Source organism: Desulfobotulus sapovorans DSM 2055 (assembly GCF_059569355.1).
Map to the genome: position 1 here is coordinate 77359 of NZ_JCANVJ010000002.1, position 15852 is coordinate 93210.

Consider the following 15852-nt stretch of genomic DNA (forward strand, 5'->3'; position numbering starts at 1 on the left):
CCTTCACCCCTTTGCATCAGGATTTTTTATGGCAAACTCCCTTCTGGATTTTATAGGCAATACCCCGCTGGTGGAAATCCGGCGCATGAACCCCAATCCCCGGGTACGTATTCTGGCCAAGCTCGAATACATGAATCCCGGCGGCTCGGTAAAGGACCGGGCCGCCTTTTACATGATCCGTATGGCGGAAGAGGCCGGTATCCTCACAAAGGACAAGGTGGTGATTGAAGCCACCAGCGGCAATACGGGGATTGGTCTTGCCATGGTCTGCGCCGTAAAGGGCTACCGGCTCATGCTGGCCATGAGCGAGGCGGTCAGTCTGGAGCGACGCCGTATTCTGAAGGCCAGGGGAGCAGAAATTCTCCTTACCCCCGGTCATCTGGGGACAGACGGGGCCATTGAGGCGGTTTACCGCCTGGTGCGGGAACAGCCGGATCGGTATTTCATGACTGACCAGTACAATACCGAAGCCAACTGGCGGGCCCACGCCGAAGGAACCTCGAAGGAAATCTGGGAGCAGACCGGGGGAAAGGTCAGTGCCGTTGTGGCTACCATGGGCACCACAGGAACGCTCATGGGACTTTCACGCGGGCTGAAAGCCTTTGATTCCAAAGTACGCATTATCGGGGTGGAACCCTACCTCGGGCATCGCATTCAGGGCCTGAAAAACATGAAGGAAGCCTATCAGCCCGAGCTGTATGAAAAGCAGCGGCTGGATGTCAAGGTGAACATTGAGGATGCCAGAGCCTTTGAAACGGCAAGGCGTCTGGCCCTGGAAGAGGGACTGCTTGTGGGGATGAGCAGTGGTGCGGCCATGGCCGTGGCCCAGGATGTGGCGGCTTCCATGGAAGAAGGTGTTGTGGTGGCGATCCTGCCGGACAGCGGGGAACGTTACCTTTCCACCGAACTTTTTGCCAGCAAGGCTCCGGTCTCCTTACGCTTTTACAACACCCTGACCCGTACCCGGGAAAGTTTTACACCCATCCACGAAGGAAAAACCTCCATTTATTCCTGCGGCCCCACGGTGCATGACCGTATGCATCTTGGCGGTTGCCGCAGGGCCCTTTTCAGTGATCTGCTCTGCCGCTACCTCAAGTTCCGGGGCTTTGATGTCACCCATGTCATGAACATTACGGACATGGATGACAAAACCATTGCCGGCTCCGAAGCGGCAGGTCTGCCCCTTGAAGCCTTCACGGAACAGTGGATTCGTATTTTTCATGGGGATCTTGCCCGTCTCGGTGTGGAGCCTGCCAAGCACTATCCCAAGGTCAGTGAGCACCTTGAAGACATGGTGGCCCTGACCCGCAAGCTTGTCAGTTCAGGTCTTGCCTACGAAAAACACCATTCCATCTATTTTAATATTTCCGCCTTTCCGGGATACGGCTCCCTTTCCGGTGTGGATCTCGATAAAATTCACCTGGGAGCCACTGTGGATCTGGAGGAGTATGAAAAGGACAATCCCAGGGATTTCACCCTGCTGAAACGTATCCGGCTTTCCGAGCTGAAACGGGGCATCTATGCCGCCACGGAATGGGGGAATGTCCGTCCGTCCCTGCATCTTCAGTGCGCCGCCATGTCCATGAAATATCTGGGCCAGACCTTTGATATCCATACCAGTTCACGGGAGCTGCTTTTTCCCCACCATGAAAACGAGATTGCCATTGCCGCAGCCGCCACGGGCGCTCCCCTGGCCCGCTGCTGGATGCACTGCGACCGGGTTTTTGTGGATGGTCAGGCCGTGGGTTCTGAAAACCGCATCACTCTGGGGGATCTCGAAGCCCGGGGCATGACGGATCGGGAAATCCGGTTCTGGCTCCTGTCCGCCCACTACCGCAAACCTGCCCTGCTTACCCAGGACATTCAGCTTTCCGTACGGCGATCCCTTTCCCGCATCGACAGTTGTCTGCAACGTCTTTCCTCCCTGACGGGGGATCAGGAGGAAGGCGAAGCGGTACGTCTGGCCGGGGAACTCAGGGAACAGTTTGTCCGGGACATGGATGATGATCTCAATATTTCAGCGGCTTTGGGGGGGATTTTCAACCAGATCCGCAGCCTGAACCGTCTTCTCAGTGACGGCAGAGTTGGCCGCAGGGGGGCAGCCCGGGTCTTGCAGGTTTTCCGGGAGCTGGATCAGGTGCTGGGGATTTTCAATGTGGTGGACGTTCATCAGAATCCGGATATCACCCGCAAGCTTGCGGAAAGGGAGGCGGCGCGGAACCGGGGAGACTGGGAGGCGGCGGATCGGCTTCGGGCTGAGCTGGGCCGTATGGGACTTGTGATTCAGGATGGTAAAACCGACAATGAGATGCTGACGCCCGTATCGGGTTAAAACCGGAACAGGATGCTGAAATGCAATCTGCCAAAATGCAGTCAAGGAGCCTTGTCCCATGATGGATGTTCTGTATTTTCCCTTTCTGGAACCTGAACCTGCGGTTCTGACCCGTATGCGTTCCCTGTTTCCGAATCTTGTTCTTGTGAAGCCTTTCTCCGGTGAAAAAAAAGAAGAGCGGCAAGCGGAACCTTCGTTTCTCGTTCCGGAAAAGCTGGATGAAAAGCTGCTGCGTGCCATGATGCAGAGTTTCAGGGAGCGTGCGCAGCTTCTGGGCAAAGATGCATTTTCTGAGGTGTTTCAGGAAAGGGATGAAGAGTTGCCCCCCGCATCCCTGGCCCTGGAGATTCTTGGAGAAACAACGGAGGCAGCTTCAAGGGAAAGGAAGGAAGACAGCCTTGCCATGGCAGCTTTTTTTCTCCTGGAAGCCGAAGCCTTTGACCGCATGCAGCAGGATGTTTTTGAGGATCTCTGCCGTGTGGAGAAGGCCAGAAAAACCATGATGGCTGCGTTAAAAGGGGAAGAGGAAAAGAATGGACGGTTTTTGCCCCCTCCTTTGCCCTGCCGGATGGAAGACCGTCTCCGGGCCTGGATGCGGCTGGTGCAGCACTGCCGCCGGGTTCCCGATGTATGGGTAACGGATATGCCGGGTCTTGCCGGTGTCCTTGAACATTTCTTTCCTGAAGGACAGGCGGATGAAATGAATGTACGGGAAGCCGGGGTGCCCCTGGATCTGCCCTCCGGGGTTCAGGGCAGGCTTTTCAGGCTGGGGCTTGGAAGCAGGGAGATGGCATCCTTTTTCCATGATCGTGAAAAGATTCCGGAATTTTTATGGATTTTTTGTATGAATACGGATTCCTGACGGGCTGTTTCATGTGGAAAGGGAAGAGGTGCCTTTTCTTTTTTCAGGAATCCCGTAAATGGAGTTGACAGAAGCTTGGTGAAGCTCCTATAAATTCGCTGAATTCCCTCTGAAACTCTTTGTAAACCCCTTCCGGGGGCAATCCGTCGGGCAGATGGCCTTTTAAAAAAGGCTGATACCGGATGCAAAAGAGAACATGTAGTGTACCTAAATTCATGATTCAGATTTTTGAAAGGAGGACAGAAAATGAGTGGCTACTACCCCGTTGTGGATGAAGACAGATGTGTGGGCTGTGGTGAATGTGTGGATGTATGTCCCGTAGATGTTTTTGAAATGAAAGATGACAAATCTGTTCCCGTAAATCCCGATGAGTGCCTTGGCTGCGAAAGCTGTATTGAAGTCTGTGAACCTGGTGCCATTGTTATTGAGGGCCTTTAATGTTCCTGTCTGGGGAACCGCTGCTTTACAAACCCGGAAGATTTCACTGGAATCTTCCGGGTTTTCTGTTGGTTGAGATTAGCCCTTGACCACGGCCAGGGGACTGAGGCGTACCCGTATCCGGATCAGATCCTTCTGCTGTTCCATGACAAGGTCAATGTCCTTGTAGGCTCCGGGGGCTTCGCCAAAATCCGTGTGTCCCCGCAGGGTTCCCCGGGTAAGCTTCGGAAAGGGAGAGTGTACAATCCCCTTCATGGATGCGGCCACGGACGCGGGACTGAGGATGCGGCAGGCTTCGTTTCGGCCCATGATACGTCCTGCTCCGTGGGAACAGGAACAGAAGGAATCCGGGTTGCCGAGACCTTCCACCAGATAGGAAGGGGCACCCATGGAACCGGGAATGATGCCCTTTTCCCCCTTTTTGGCCGAAGTGGCTCCCTTGCGGTGGAGCCAGACCTCGGTTTCAAAGTGCCTCTCCTTTGCCGCGTAATTGTGGTGAATGTTCACCTCTTCGCCAAAGGAGCAGTGCAGCACATCCTCCAGTACTTCCTTGACCACCTGCATCATGCGCCTGCGGTTTTCCCGTGCAAAATCCAGAGCAAAGTTCATATCCCGGATATAGTCCTGCCCTTTAGGCCTTTCTGCATCCAGGAAGGCCAGATCCTCGGAGGGAAGGACAATTTTTTCCCGCTGGTTTTCCCGCAGGGCCTGCTGATGATAGTATTCGGCAATGGTCTTTCCCAGGTTGCGGGAACCCGAATGGAGCATGGCCCAGAGACGGCCTTCCGCATCGGACTGGATTTCGATGAAATGGTTGCCTCCTCCCAGGGTACCGAGGCTCTGAGCCGCCACGTGCAGGGTATCCTTTTTCATCCAGCCCGGTGTTTGTTCAAGATTTTGGGCATAGTCTTCCATGCCTTTCCAGCGTTGGGCCATCTTGTGGCGCTCGAATCCCGAAGGGATCCGTTGACGCAGGAGAAGGGTAAGGGTTTCCAGTGTTTTTTTGTCCGGTTTTCCCTGAAAATCCGTGGACAGGGCACACATGCCGCAGCCGATATCCACGCCTACGGCATTGGGAATCAGAGCGTTGCGCAGCGCCACCACTCCGCCGATGGGCATACCGTATCCCGCATGACAGTCCGGCATGAGGGCGATGTGTCCGAAAACTCTGGGATGGCGGGAGAGATTTTCTGCCTGTTCCAGGGCCAGGGCATCGGGATCCGGGCACCAGGATCGGATGGGAATACCGGATTCTTTGAATGTTTTCATGGGGAAAACCTCCTCGCTATCAGGACGGATCTTTCGGATACTGGCCTTTGGAGAGAATGCTCGCAAGGGTGCTGCGCCGCATATGATACAGGTCTTTTAAGGCCAGGCCCAGAGCCAGCCACATGCGCACCCTGTCCGTATGGGACGTATCGGGAATCAGGGGAGCAAGGAAGGGATAGAGTTCCATGAAGGCCTCGGAACGGTAACGGTAATTGTAGTGCTGCATGTGGGTCAGGGTCTGGAGAAAATCCCTTGTCTGTTTATCGGTACAGGGGCGCAGATTTTCCTGGGGGATAAAGCCGACGCAGACCCGCTCCAGAATGCGATCCACCATTTCCGTATCCAGCCAGGGCAGGCCCCTTTCATTGAAACGGAGGGAAGAAAGCCCCCAAATCTCCCAGACCCTTTCAGGAACCATTCTGCGGGAAGCCCGCTCCGTGGCCCAGGCGATCATGTCGGGGTGTCTTGCTTCATCCGTGCAGAGGCGTTCCGGATCGGGAATCTTGCCCACACGCCCCAGATCCAGACGATCCGCATCCCAGCAGGTGCGCACGCTGATGTCCCCCTGGGTTTTGCCTTTGGTATGGTCCGTACAGGCGGAGACCAGCAGTTCAAAACGGGCATCGTCGAGATGGATGAAATTTTCCCGCAGACGTCTTGCAAGATTGGCCCCCCGGAGTCCATGGTTAAAATCCAGGCCCTCATTTTTTCTGCGGGAATCGTGGAAAAGGGCAAAATAGCAGACTACATGCCTGTCTGCACCATTTTGTTCCGCAAGGCGAAGTCCGATTTCCATGACCCTCGCCCAGTGGGAAACCCCATGGGTGCCGAAGGGATTGAGCCTGTACTGGGAAAGAATTTTTCCAACGATTTTTTTCTCATCCATGTCACACTCCCGGAAGAGCCCTTGAAGAAACGGGGCGTACTCTTTAAAATACCGTCTGTTTTGCCTCGCATGGGAAGACAGGATCGGGCAGAAGCAGCAGGGATGCCTGCGCATGACGATCCTCTCCATCCTTATTTAATGGCCATCTCCCCATAATGGAAGAGCAGAATGTCCGGAAAACTTCAAAAAAAAATCTCCGATCTTGTGGATACGGAATGGTTTCTTGCCCTGGAGGCCGAAGAAGGGACGCCGGAGTCTCCGGAGGAGAGCCTTGTGCGCAGCCTTTCGCCGGAAATGTCCGATGATGCCTGCCTTGCCCTCTGGCTTGCCTTTCACAGAAAAAAGGCAGGTTCCGGCCGCAATGCGGTTCTGCCCGGAGAACAGGTGGTGCTGAGCCTGAAGCTGGGCATCTTTGTGCTGGCAGTGCTGGGGGCTCTCACGGGCTTTTCCATGACCCTGGGAGTGCTGTATTATGATGGTACAAGACCTGTCAATCTCCTCTATGCCCTCCTTGTGCTGGTGGTTCTGCCCCTGAGTACTGCCTTTCTTACCCTCCTCTTTCTGCTTTTCCGGAAAAAACGCCTGCCGCTGGGGTACCGGCTTTTTCTTTCCATGGTTTCTTCCCTGTTTTTTCGTCTTCTGAAGGGGGCCGGACAGAGGATGCCGGGCAAAGTGGAGGCGTTTTGTCAGGCAAGGGGAAGGCACCTTGAACAAGTTGCCAGCCGTTACCGCAAGCTTGTGCCGGCCCTTGTTTTTTTTGCTTTTCAACTGGGAGGTTTTGCCCTGGTACTGGGGATGGCATCGGCCTTTTTTTTAAAGGTGATCGGCAGCGATCTGGCCTTTGCCTGGCAGAGCAGCCTGACGCAGGGAACGGAAATCCTCCATCCCCTGACCCATACGCTGGCCGCACCCTGGCGTTTTTTTCTTCCCCATGCCCTGCCGGATCCTGCCCAGATCGAAGGTTCACGGGTCATTTTAAAGGAAGGCATGGCTGCCCTTGAGGCCCGGCATCTCACCGCCTGGTGGCCCTTTCTCGGAATGGGCCTTCTCGTCTATGGTATTTTGCCGAGAGGGCTTCTCTTCTGTTTTGCCCTCTGGCACATGCACCGCAGGGCAGGGGAGAGTGCGGTGCAGGACAGCCGCGTGCAGCGGCTCTGTTTTTTTCTGAGACGGGCGGCCATGACGGCAGGCCCTGAACTCTGCGCAAAACAGCCCTTTTCTGAACCCGGCTCTGGGGAAAAGGGGAGGCTGGAATCCAGAGGGGAGCATTTGTCCGTTCCCGACGGGGAGACGGTTTTGGCAACAGCTTCCATCAATGCCTGGGAACTTTGGATCATCCGGGAAATTCCCGAGAAGCTGCACCGAATCCTGTCTGAAGACGTGACGGGTATCATGGGGCATCCCCCTTCCCGGATTCTCTGCGTGGACATGGAGGCTTTTCCGGAAATCCCGCAGAATCCGCCCCTGTCCCGGGTATTGGCCCTCGAAGTTTTTATGCCCCCTGTGCGGGAAGATTTGCAGGCCTTACGGGAGGTTTCGGAAAAGAATGCGGCACCTTTCTGGATCTGGCCCGTGGGAAAACCTTGCGGAGAGGTGACATTGCAGCCTCCGGCTCCGGAGGACATTGCCATCTGGAATAAAAAGCTGGAAGGACTCCGGGAGCCGAGACCTTTTATCCTTGCAGGAGCTAAGCCATGACCGCTGAAAACCGGAAACTGGAGTTTGCCGTGGTGGGCCATCCCAATGAGGGAAAATCTTCGGTGGTGGCCACCCTGGTGGAGGAGGATACCATCCCCATCAGCCCCTGGCCGGGGGAAACCCGTGAAAGCCGGGCCTATGCCGTGCAGGCCGGGGAGGGGGTGCGCCTGCTTTTTTCCGATACCCCAGGATTTCAGTCGCCCAGGAGCACCCTTGTCTGGATTCAGGAACACGAAAAAGAGAAGACGGGCAAAGATCTGGCCCAGGCCTTTTGTGAGGCCCATGCGAACAATCCGGATTTTGTGGATGAGTGTCAGATTTTTTCCGTCCTGGCCCGTGGCGCCGGGATCCTGTATGTGGTGGATGCGGGACGGCCTGTACGGAAAACGGATCTTGCGGAGATGGAGATCCTGCGCCTTGTCGGGCTTCCCCGCATGGCGGTGATCAATCCCAAGGGGGCTTCCGATGCTGTGGAGGAATGGAAAACCGCCCTGCGGAAAACCTTCAATGCCGTCCATGTCTTTAACGCCCTCACCGCAGGTTTCAAAGAAAGAATACGCCTGCTTCTGGCTTTAAAATCCATGGATCCCGATGTGGATCCCCTGCTGCATCCCGTGATCCATGCACTGGAACAGGACTGGGAAGAGCGTATCCTGCTTTCTGCAGAAAGTATCCGGGATCTTGTGACCAGGGCGACAACCTATATCCTGTGCGCGGAAGCTGCGGATGCAAAGGAGGTTCCCCTGCTTTCGGCAACCCTCACAAGCCGCTGGCAGGAGGGGGTGCGCAGACTGGAGGAGAACTGTTGGGAACGGCTGAGGGAGATTTTCCGTCACCGTTTCTTTGCCCCGTCTCCGGATCTGCTGGCCCTTGTGGAAACGGATCTTCTTTCACGGGAGGCTTTTCGCATGTTCGGACTTTCCCGCCTGCATCTGGCCGCCATCGGTGGGGGAGCGGGAGCCGCTGTGGCTGCGGGGCTGGATGTGGCTCTGGGCGGAGCGGCTCTGGGCCTTGTCACCGCAGCCGGAGGGCTTGCCGGTGCGGCCTGGAGCTATCTCGGAACCCGGAGTGGCGATGTCCGCAGGGTGGCGGGTATCCGGGTCAGTGGCTTTACGGTCTCCGTCGGCCCTGTGCGGGATATGCGGATTCCCTGGATGGTACTGGATCGAAGCCTGCTTCTTTTTCATGCCCTTGTGACACGCACCCATGCCGCGAGAGATACGGCAATGGGCGGCGGGGAGGGGCTGTGGAATTTTCTTGAACCTGAGGAAAGAAAAACCCTGGCCGTTTTTATCCGGGATGCGGCCAGGGAAAAAAAAGACAAGGATCAGGAAGAACGGGTGAAAATGCTTCTGGCTTCTGTACTGCGGCGTCTTTCCCTGGGTACTGGTCAGAAGAAATAGCCAAAAATGTAGGAGAAGGCCGTCCAGGCAATAACAAGGCAAAGCCCCCATTTGATCCAGCGTTCCGGAACAAATTTCTGAACTCTGGCCCCGCAGTACATCCCACAGAAGCCGCCCAGACCAAAGAGCAGGCCGAGAAGCCAGTCCGGGGAAATGGCCTGTTCCGGATTCAGCAAGGCCAGCCCCTGGTAAAAAATAACCCCCGCAACACTGGTGATAAAGGTACCCATGAGGGCGGCACCGGCCACGGTGTACACGGGAAGTCCGAAGACGGAAACAAAAAAGGGCGCGATGATGGCACCACCGCCAATGCCGTACACCCCGCCGATAATTCCCACAATACCGCTTAAGGCCATGATACCCCTGGCGCTGACATGGTATTCTTTTTCCCTGAAGAGAAAACGTACCTCAAAAAAGCCGGATGCCAGAATTTCCACTCTGCCGCTTCCCTGGACACCTGCGGCGACAGGGGACTTTTTTCCGAGAAGATCCCGGATCATGCGGATACCGATATACAGCAGAACACATCCCACAAAGAGTTTGAAGAGAGAGGGATTGGGGAGGTAGTAGATCCGGATGACGGCACCGATAAAAACACCCGGAAGGGTGCCGATGACCACAGCCCGTACCAGAGGGGGGATGAGACGGCCTTCCTTGTAAAAGCGCCAGACCCCGCTGGGGATGGCCACGATATTGTAAAGCTGGTTGGTGGCACTGACCGAAGGACTGGTGAAGCCTAAAAAGCTCATCTGAAAGGGCAGCAGCAGAAAGGCTCCGGAAATGCCCCCCATGGCACAGAAAAAAGCCAGGACAAAGCCTGTCAGAACAGGGATGAGGGGGTTGAGGGACAGACCGGATACGGGAAAAAAAATTTCCATGGGTGTTTCCTTTTTTATGGAGAAAAGGGCGGGGTGTGAAATTCTTCTTTTGAAGAAACAGAATTTGTTACAGCAAATAGCGTACCAATTTAATAGAAAATGAACATTTCATAAAAAGCCCGCAGCTGCAACGGTTAAACCGGATTGCCTGTTCCATGTATGGGGGGACAGAATGTCACGGGTTCTGGCAGTTTGTCCGGAGGCTTTACAGACAGATTTTTGCAGAATGGCATTGTTTGGGAAAAGAGTCCTGTTTTTCAAAAATTTTTCTTGACAGAATGCCGACCTTTGTGGAAAGGTTGTTTCAACAGATGAACGCTGTTCTTGCCAGAATACAACTTCATCCCTCCCAGACTTCCTCCCCAGTAAAAAGAACCGTATCCTATCCCCAGGATGCGGTTCTTTTATTTGAGCTTAAAATATTAACTGATTACCATTTTGCTTCAGCAAAAACCCAAAATGCCTTCCAGGAAATTTTCCCGGAAGGCATTTTTCAGTTATACGGGAATCTCTTGGAAATCAGAAACGGTAATTCGCGGTCAGGGTGTATCCCCAGAGGAAACCCTGGTTTTCTACATGGACTGTGGCATCGGGATCCCCTGTTGTATAATAACCAATTGTTTTATTAAGGTTTTCTGATGTTCCTGTGACGTCATCTCTGTAGCCCCAGTCAAAGGTGCGGATATGCTGGAAGGCAAGGTCAATGGTCCAGTTCTGAGTGGCTTTTATGGAAGCGCCCAGGTTCATGATATGACGGTCGTTATCGGGCCAGCCGTTGTCAAAGGTTTCTGCAGGTACAGGTGTTGGATCATAGACATAACTGGCCATGAGTGTCAGGCGCTCGTTGAAGAGGTATTCACCTGCCAGTTTGTACTGGATTTCGTTAGTCCATTGCCGATTGTAGCCCATATCCTTTGTTTTTCCGATTGTAGCAGCACTGATTTTTTGAGTAAGGTCTGCTTTTTTCTGTGCCTTAAAACCTGCATGCAATTCTGGGGGAATCTGTTTTGTAGCCACAGCCATGTTGGCAATATTTGTAGCCGTCTGATCAATGATGGCCACGACGCCACGGGGGAGTTCTGTGGATGTGATGTATTCGTGCTGAAATTCGTTGATGCTCCAGTTGGCCCAGACCATATCAAAGGACATGGCAAACCGGTCTGTAAACGCGTAACGGATACCCGCCTGTACAGCTTCCGGATGGTCATAGGGCATGGTAACGGTTCCTACCTTCTGACCGTTATGAATGAAGTCCCCGGAAAAATCGCCGGGAGTCCGTGAGCGATAAGTTAACCCGAGGCTCAGACGTTCCGTAGGTCTGTACTGGATACCTGCGTTCCAGGACCAGTTCAGACTGTCCTCCATTTCCAGTTCAGATGTGATGAGGGAACCCGGGGTACTGCGATCCGGCTGTATGTTTCCGAATACGGCTTTTGTACTTTGTGCGATCATTGCATCGGTCATGGCAGGATTTTTTTTCAGTTCAGCCTGGAAACCTGCCTGGAGCTGGGGAATGACAAGTGTCTGAAAAGGATCAATGAGGTTCGTTTTACCAGCCTGACAGGTGGAGCGTCCCATACTGACCGCAAAACCAAAAGCCAGCTTATCACTGACTTTGTAGGAAATCCCAGGAGTTACGGTTACACGGGTGTACATGGATTCCCAGGCGTTGAAACCTAAGGGTTTTTCAAAGGGATCTTTGTCCGTTTTCAGGTGCAGACCATAGGGTGCATAGGCTGCAATGGCAAAGCTCATCTTGTCATTGATGGGCATGGCAAAACCCATGTGGGGATTGATGACGGGATCCATTTCCGTATCCCAGCGTCTGCCCTGAACACCTTGTGGTGCCTTGGGATGGGGATTCCCATTTTTATCCAGAATTCTGAAATTTTTATAATATCCCTGAACATCATAAACAGTTATTCCTGTGGTCACCACAGGTGCTGTGATATTGCTGAGACCGGCAGGGTTGTAATATACGCCAAAGGCGTCCGTGACGTTGGCGGAAACGGCTTCGCCCAGAGCTGCGTTTCGTGCACCGATACCAAAGGGCTGTACCAGCCCCGCATAGGCGCTGCTCCCCATGAGAAGCAGCCCTGCACACATGCAGACAAATTTTTTCATTTTTCCTCTCCCTCGTTTTAGTTCGTATCCATAAAGTTTGTACTAGAACTATTTTCAGACAATTTTTTCTTTGTCTGAAAGGGCTGAATCCCCAATTCAGCCTTGTGTGACCATTCCTACAGAGTTTGATTGTAAAACCATTGTTTGATCCGAAGTTTGAAACTTGAATCGTTGTTCATCGTATGGGGCTTCTCTATATGGGTCCATACGCTTTTGTCAACAGAGAAAGTGCTTTTTCTGCATGAACCCTGGAAGATGCTGCTGCGGCAGTTTCTGATGCTGGAAGAAGGTCGGGAGAGCTGGCCAAAGATCCATATGGGTTTTGACAGGAAGGGGTGTTTGGCGTAATAGGCTGCTGGTAAAAATAAAACCGGATAATTGGACTCTAACTGAGGAAAAGCTTGTGGAATGGGTGATTCAACTTGTGAAAATGGGGGCGGCACTGGGTTCCGCCATGTTGCTGGGACACTGGTTTCTTGCGGAGGTCAAGCGGGTAAAGGCACAGAAACAGCCGGTTTATAAGGCATATATGACTCTCCCGGGTGTTCTGGTGATGCTGGCGATTCTGGTGCCTGCTTTTTTATGGTTTTTTATGAAATAATTTTTTTGTACAGCCTCACACCTGCTGGTTTTCAAGGGCTTCAATATGCGCCATGCCTTCCTGGCAGGACTGCATTCTGGATGTTGCAGACCGGAAATGGGTGCTTCCCGTCAGCCCTTTGGCCAGCCAGCCCAGACGGGAACGCAGCAGCCGACATGCGGTATCCTCGCCGTAGAAGGCGCTCATATCTTCGATGTAACGCCGCATGGCAGCAAAGTGGGAAGCCTTTTCCCTGCCCCGTGCCCTTTCTCCCAGAAGGCTCTCCTGGATGTCTTTCAGGATATGGGGGGCGTAGAGGCTTGCCCTGCCCACCATGACGGCATCGCACCCTGTCTGACGGAACATGGAAAGGGCCTCTTCGGCTGTGGTGATATCTCCGTTACCGATTACGGGGATACGAACCAGGGCCTTGATACGGCGGATATGGGAAATATCGGCCTTGCCGCCAAAGCCCTGACGGGCTGTCCGGGGGTGGAGGGTAAGGGCATCCACCCCGCAGTCTTCGGCAATGCGGCTCAGAATTTCGGCATCCCGGCCATCGGGAGTCCAGCCGGAACGCATTTTCAGGGTCAGGGGAATGGAAAGCACACGGCGGACTTTTTTCAGGATCGTTTCCATTTTCCGGGGATCCTGCATAAGGGCTGAGCCGGATCCGGACTTGAGCACCTTGCGTACGGAACAGCCGCAGTTGATGTCCAGGATATCGGCTCCGGCATCCTGCACCATGGCAGCTGCCTCGGCCAGAATATCGGGATCCGAACCAAAAATCTGGATGGAAAGCGGTCTTTCTGCGGAACGGCTTTCCATGAGTTCACGGGTTTTTTCTGATCCGTACACAAGACCATTGGCACTGACCATTTCCGAGCAGACAAGTCCGCAGCCAAAGCCCTTCACCATGAGCCGGAAAGGCAGATCCGTGACACCTGCCAGGGGAGCCAGCACCGTGGGCTGGGGGATGGTCAGGCCGCCTATGGAGAATCCGGCCTGGGGAAGGGGAAAGGGCATTTCCCGGACATCCGGGGACATTGAAGGCTGGGGATGCATAAAAAATCCTTAAAATTTCTTATCGGGCATAGCAGTAAAGACAGTTGTGCCCGCAGACCTGCCTGCGGTAACTGCCGATATCCGTAGAACGGGTGCAGGCACAGTCCGGTCTTTGTCCCTTTTCCTTTTGCAGGGAAAGGGTGCCGAAACGGGCTTTGAGCAGATTTCCCGGTATACAGGCCCCAGGCAGAACCCCTGCGGGTTTGAGGGCTTCCAGCATTTCCGGTTCACAGCAGAGAAAAAGGCCCATGTCCAGACTGTGCAGCCTGCGGGCCATGCGGTGGAGGATGTCCATTTTGCGGGCGTTTTCCGGATCGGAAAAAAAAATGCCTGCGGCTTCCCCCCTTTTCAGCACTTTGGGGTAGAGATCGAGAAAACTTGTGGTACAGGATCGGATTCCTGCCCTGGCTGCGGTTTCGGCAATCCGGAGAAAGGCTCCAAGGTTGTGCTGGCTCTGACCATGGATGTCCTTCCAGTGGCAGATGGGGTCAAAACGCCAGACGATGTTGTCGCTTCCAAAGCGCTGCCCCAGGGCCGCCATCTGCCCCAGTCTTTCGTGCAGAGCAGGCAGATTCGGTTCCAGTATGCAGGGCGTGTTGAGGGTAAACTGCAGATACACCCCAATTCCCATGGAAAGCAGTTTTTCTCCGGTTTTTTCCCTTAAGAAAGGCCCATAGTTTTTGGACCAGAAAACAATGGCCGCGACGTCCCTCTCCGATACCGGCACATGAAGGCTCTTTCCGGACACGGGATTTTCCACCATGAAAAAGCCCTTTTTCAGTCCTTCATGGAACCAGGGGAGGTGAAAAGCGGGCAGATCCGTCCTTCGGGAAGCGGAAAGAATGCGGCGCAGAGCCATGGCATCAGGATTTTTTAAAGTCCGAAAAAGAGATCACCTGCCCGGGGGCGGATGGATTCTTTTCTTTTTTTTCAAGGGCTTCAGCTTCTTTTTCACGGGCTGTCAGGGCTTCGGGGGGTTCCAGCTTTTCAAGGCGGATACGTTTTCCCTGCATGGTAAATTCCACTCCGTTGATGTAAGTATCCCGGAGGATCCAGGTAAGGGTTTCCGGAGCTTCCGGAACCTGGAGAAGGCGCATGGTCAGGTGATACCAGTCCCGTTTGATATCCGGTTCAATATCCTCAATGCGGGCGTAGCATGTGGGTTCGTCTTCAAAATAGATGAGAACAATGTCACCGATATCCGTCATAATTTCAGACTTTCTTTAAAAATTTCCGGTTCCGCAGGCCCGCCTGGGCCTCTGATCCGAACGCTGTGTATTGTCATGCCATGGTACAGTCACCATTCTGGAAGTGCTTTCCGGAGCCTTATGCCTTAAAAACCGGGAAATGTCTGCCCGTTGCTTCGCTTTAGGACGGGACATCTATGGCACAGGAGCTGCTTTTCTGTCAAAGAGGAGATTTTTTATGCTGCTTAGGGATATTTTTGCCCGAAACCCCATGACCTTCAGTTTTGAATTTTTTCCGCCTGCCACGGAAAAGGGCTGGGAGAGTCTTTTTCATACCATTGCCGATCTCATGCCTCTGGAGCCGGCCTATGTCAGTGTCACCTACGGAGCGGGAGGTTCCACCCGGGATCGTACCCACAAGCTTCTTGCCCGTATTCACAGGGAAACCCCGCTTACGGCTGTATCCCATCTTACCTGTGTGGGGGCTTCAAAGGCGGAGATTCATGAAATTCTCAGCACTTATGATGCACTCGGCGTGCGCAACATCCTGGCACTCCGGGGGGATCCGCCAGCAGGTCAGGCCTTTACCCCCCACCCCGATGGTTTTACCTATGCGGCAGACCTTGTGGCCTATATCAAAAAACATTTTCCAGGCATGTGCATCGGTGTGGCAGGTTTTCCGGAAGGGCATCCGGGAACGCCCAACCGTCTGATGGAAATCGAATACCTCAAAGCCAAGGTGGATGCGGGGGCGGACTATATTGTCACCCAGCTTTTCTTCGACAACCGGGATTTCTATGATTTCCGGGATCGCTGCATGCTGGCGGGGATTGAAGTTCCCATACTGGCGGGGATCATGCCCGTCACCACCCGCAAAGGTATGGAGCGGATGGCGGAACTGGCGGCGGGTGCCCGTATTCCGGCTGCCCTTTTAAAGGCTGTGTACAGGGCGGAATCCGATGCCCTGGTGGAAAATGTGGGGGTGCACTGGGCCACGGAGCAGGTGCGGGATCTCATCGATCATGGTGTACGGGGGATTCATTTTTACACCCTGAACCGCTCCCCCGTCACCCTGCGCATCTATGAAGCCCTGGGTGTGAAAAACTCAAGGAACCTGGGCCGTTGAAGGA

14 protein-coding genes are annotated in these 15852 nt (G+C 54.0%); 7 read left to right on the top strand and 7 right to left on the bottom strand.

The window, feature by feature from the left end:
- The first annotated feature begins 28 nt into the window (after positions 1–28).
- The 3 genes from BR04_RS03060 to BR04_RS03070 all read left to right on the top strand — a co-directional run bounded on the left by BR04_RS03060 (position 29) and on the right by BR04_RS03070 (position 3632).
- Positions 29–2332 carry a cysteine synthase gene (locus tag BR04_RS03060; protein WP_496354516.1) on the top strand — a complete coding sequence of 768 codons (2304 nt, stop codon included), beginning with the start codon at positions 29–31 and terminating at the stop codon, positions 2330–2332.
- Positions 2333–2390: 58 nt separating this feature from the next.
- Positions 2391–3194, top strand: coding sequence for a hypothetical protein (locus BR04_RS03065; protein WP_496354517.1), 804 nt, complete (start codon positions 2391–2393; stop codon positions 3192–3194).
- Between the two features lie 246 nt (positions 3195–3440).
- A complete protein-coding gene (locus BR04_RS03070; RefSeq protein ID WP_496354518.1) occupies positions 3441–3632 on the top strand; it encodes an ATP-binding protein in 192 nt (63 codons plus the stop codon).
- A 78-nt stretch (positions 3633–3710) separates the two neighbouring features.
- Here the strand turns inward: BR04_RS03070 and BR04_RS03075 are convergent, their stop codons facing one another.
- Complete coding sequence (locus BR04_RS03075; protein ID WP_496354519.1) at positions 3711–4901, bottom strand: RtcB family protein; 1191 nt, start codon at positions 4899–4901, stop codon at positions 3711–3713.
- 19 nt (positions 4902–4920) lie between these two features.
- Positions 4921–5787, bottom strand: coding sequence for an HD domain-containing protein (locus BR04_RS03080; RefSeq protein ID WP_496354520.1), 867 nt, complete (start codon positions 5785–5787; stop codon positions 4921–4923).
- 168 nt (positions 5788–5955) lie between these two features.
- Between BR04_RS03080 and BR04_RS03085 the strand changes: the two genes are divergently transcribed.
- Both BR04_RS03085 and BR04_RS03090 read left to right on the top strand, forming a co-directional pair.
- Positions 5956–7485 carry a DUF2868 domain-containing protein gene (locus BR04_RS03085; protein WP_496354521.1) on the top strand — a complete coding sequence of 510 codons (1530 nt, stop codon included), beginning with the start codon at positions 5956–5958 and terminating at the stop codon, positions 7483–7485.
- Positions 7482–8888 (top strand): GTPase/DUF3482 domain-containing protein, encoded by a 1407-nt coding sequence (locus tag BR04_RS03090; protein ID WP_496354522.1) that lies wholly within the window; start codon positions 7482–7484, stop codon positions 8886–8888. The genes BR04_RS03085 and BR04_RS03090 overlap by 4 nt, the downstream gene beginning before the upstream one ends.
- Here the strand turns inward: BR04_RS03090 and BR04_RS03095 are convergent.
- Together BR04_RS03095 and BR04_RS03100 are read right to left on the bottom strand one after the other, a co-directional pair.
- Positions 8876–9766: a sulfite exporter TauE/SafE family protein gene (locus tag BR04_RS03095; protein WP_496354523.1), complete on the bottom strand. Its 891-nt coding sequence runs from the start codon at positions 9764–9766 to the stop codon at positions 8876–8878. The two genes, BR04_RS03090 and BR04_RS03095, sit on opposite strands and share 13 nt — an antisense overlap.
- 519 nt (positions 9767–10285) lie before the next feature.
- A complete protein-coding gene (locus BR04_RS03100; protein ID WP_496354524.1) occupies positions 10286–11890 on the bottom strand; it encodes an OmpP1/FadL family transporter in 1605 nt (534 codons plus the stop codon).
- Between the two features lie 403 nt (positions 11891–12293).
- On the opposite strand from BR04_RS03100, the gene BR04_RS03105 reads away from it, so the two are divergent.
- Positions 12294–12491 carry a hypothetical protein gene (locus BR04_RS03105; protein ID WP_496354525.1) on the top strand — a complete coding sequence of 66 codons (198 nt, stop codon included), beginning with the start codon at positions 12294–12296 and terminating at the stop codon, positions 12489–12491.
- Between the two features lie 15 nt (positions 12492–12506).
- Here BR04_RS03105 and dusB read toward each other — a convergent pair whose 3' ends face one another.
- From dusB to BR04_RS03120, 3 genes are read right to left on the bottom strand one after another with little or no spacing between them, the layout of a single operon-like run.
- Positions 12507–13535, bottom strand: a complete 1029-nt coding sequence (dusB, locus tag BR04_RS03110; RefSeq protein ID WP_496354526.1) for a tRNA dihydrouridine synthase DusB — start codon at positions 13533–13535, stop codon at positions 12507–12509.
- Positions 13536–13554: 19 nt separating this feature from the next.
- Positions 13555–14394: a DUF1848 family protein gene (locus tag BR04_RS03115; protein WP_496354527.1), complete on the bottom strand. Its 840-nt coding sequence runs from the start codon at positions 14392–14394 to the stop codon at positions 13555–13557.
- Between the two features lie 4 nt (positions 14395–14398).
- Complete coding sequence (locus BR04_RS03120) at positions 14399–14743, bottom strand: hypothetical protein (RefSeq protein WP_496354528.1); 345 nt, start codon at positions 14741–14743, stop codon at positions 14399–14401.
- A 217-nt stretch (positions 14744–14960) separates the two neighbouring features.
- Here BR04_RS03120 and metF point away from each other — a divergent pair, with 217 nt between their 5' ends.
- Positions 14961–15848 (top strand): methylenetetrahydrofolate reductase [NAD(P)H], encoded by an 888-nt coding sequence (metF, locus tag BR04_RS03125; RefSeq protein ID WP_496354529.1) that lies wholly within the window; start codon positions 14961–14963, stop codon positions 15846–15848.
- Positions 15849–15852 lie beyond the last annotated feature (4 nt).

Bases quoted from the DNA above. Each gene is read 5' to 3' on its own strand.
- BR04_RS03060 (WP_496354516.1), top strand. From the start codon at position 29: ATGGCAAACTCCCTTCTGGATTTTATAGGCAATACCCCGCTGGTGGAA.
- BR04_RS03065 (WP_496354517.1), top strand. From the start codon at position 2,391: ATGATGGATGTTCTGTATTTTCCCTTTCTGGAACCTGAACCTGCGGTT.
- BR04_RS03070 (WP_496354518.1), top strand. From the start codon at position 3,441: ATGAGTGGCTACTACCCCGTTGTGGATGAAGACAGATGTGTGGGCTGT.
- BR04_RS03075 (WP_496354519.1), bottom strand. From the start codon at position 4,901: ATGAAAACATTCAAAGAATCCGGTATTCCCATCCGATCCTGGTGCCCG.
- BR04_RS03080 (WP_496354520.1), bottom strand. From the start codon at position 5,787: ATGGATGAGAAAAAAATCGTTGGAAAAATTCTTTCCCAGTACAGGCTC.
- BR04_RS03085 (WP_496354521.1), top strand. From the start codon at position 5,956: ATGTCCGGAAAACTTCAAAAAAAAATCTCCGATCTTGTGGATACGGAA.
- BR04_RS03090 (WP_496354522.1), top strand. From the start codon at position 7,482: ATGACCGCTGAAAACCGGAAACTGGAGTTTGCCGTGGTGGGCCATCCC.
- BR04_RS03095 (WP_496354523.1), bottom strand. From the start codon at position 9,766: ATGGAAATTTTTTTTCCCGTATCCGGTCTGTCCCTCAACCCCCTCATC.
- BR04_RS03100 (WP_496354524.1), bottom strand. From the start codon at position 11,890: ATGAAAAAATTTGTCTGCATGTGTGCAGGGCTGCTTCTCATGGGGAGC.
- dusB (WP_496354526.1), bottom strand. From the start codon at position 13,535: ATGCATCCCCAGCCTTCAATGTCCCCGGATGTCCGGGAAATGCCCTTT.
- BR04_RS03115 (WP_496354527.1), bottom strand. From the start codon at position 14,394: ATGGCTCTGCGCCGCATTCTTTCCGCTTCCCGAAGGACGGATCTGCCC.
- BR04_RS03120 (WP_496354528.1), bottom strand. From the start codon at position 14,743: ATGACGGATATCGGTGACATTGTTCTCATCTATTTTGAAGACGAACCC.
- metF (WP_496354529.1), top strand. From the start codon at position 14,961: ATGCTGCTTAGGGATATTTTTGCCCGAAACCCCATGACCTTCAGTTTT.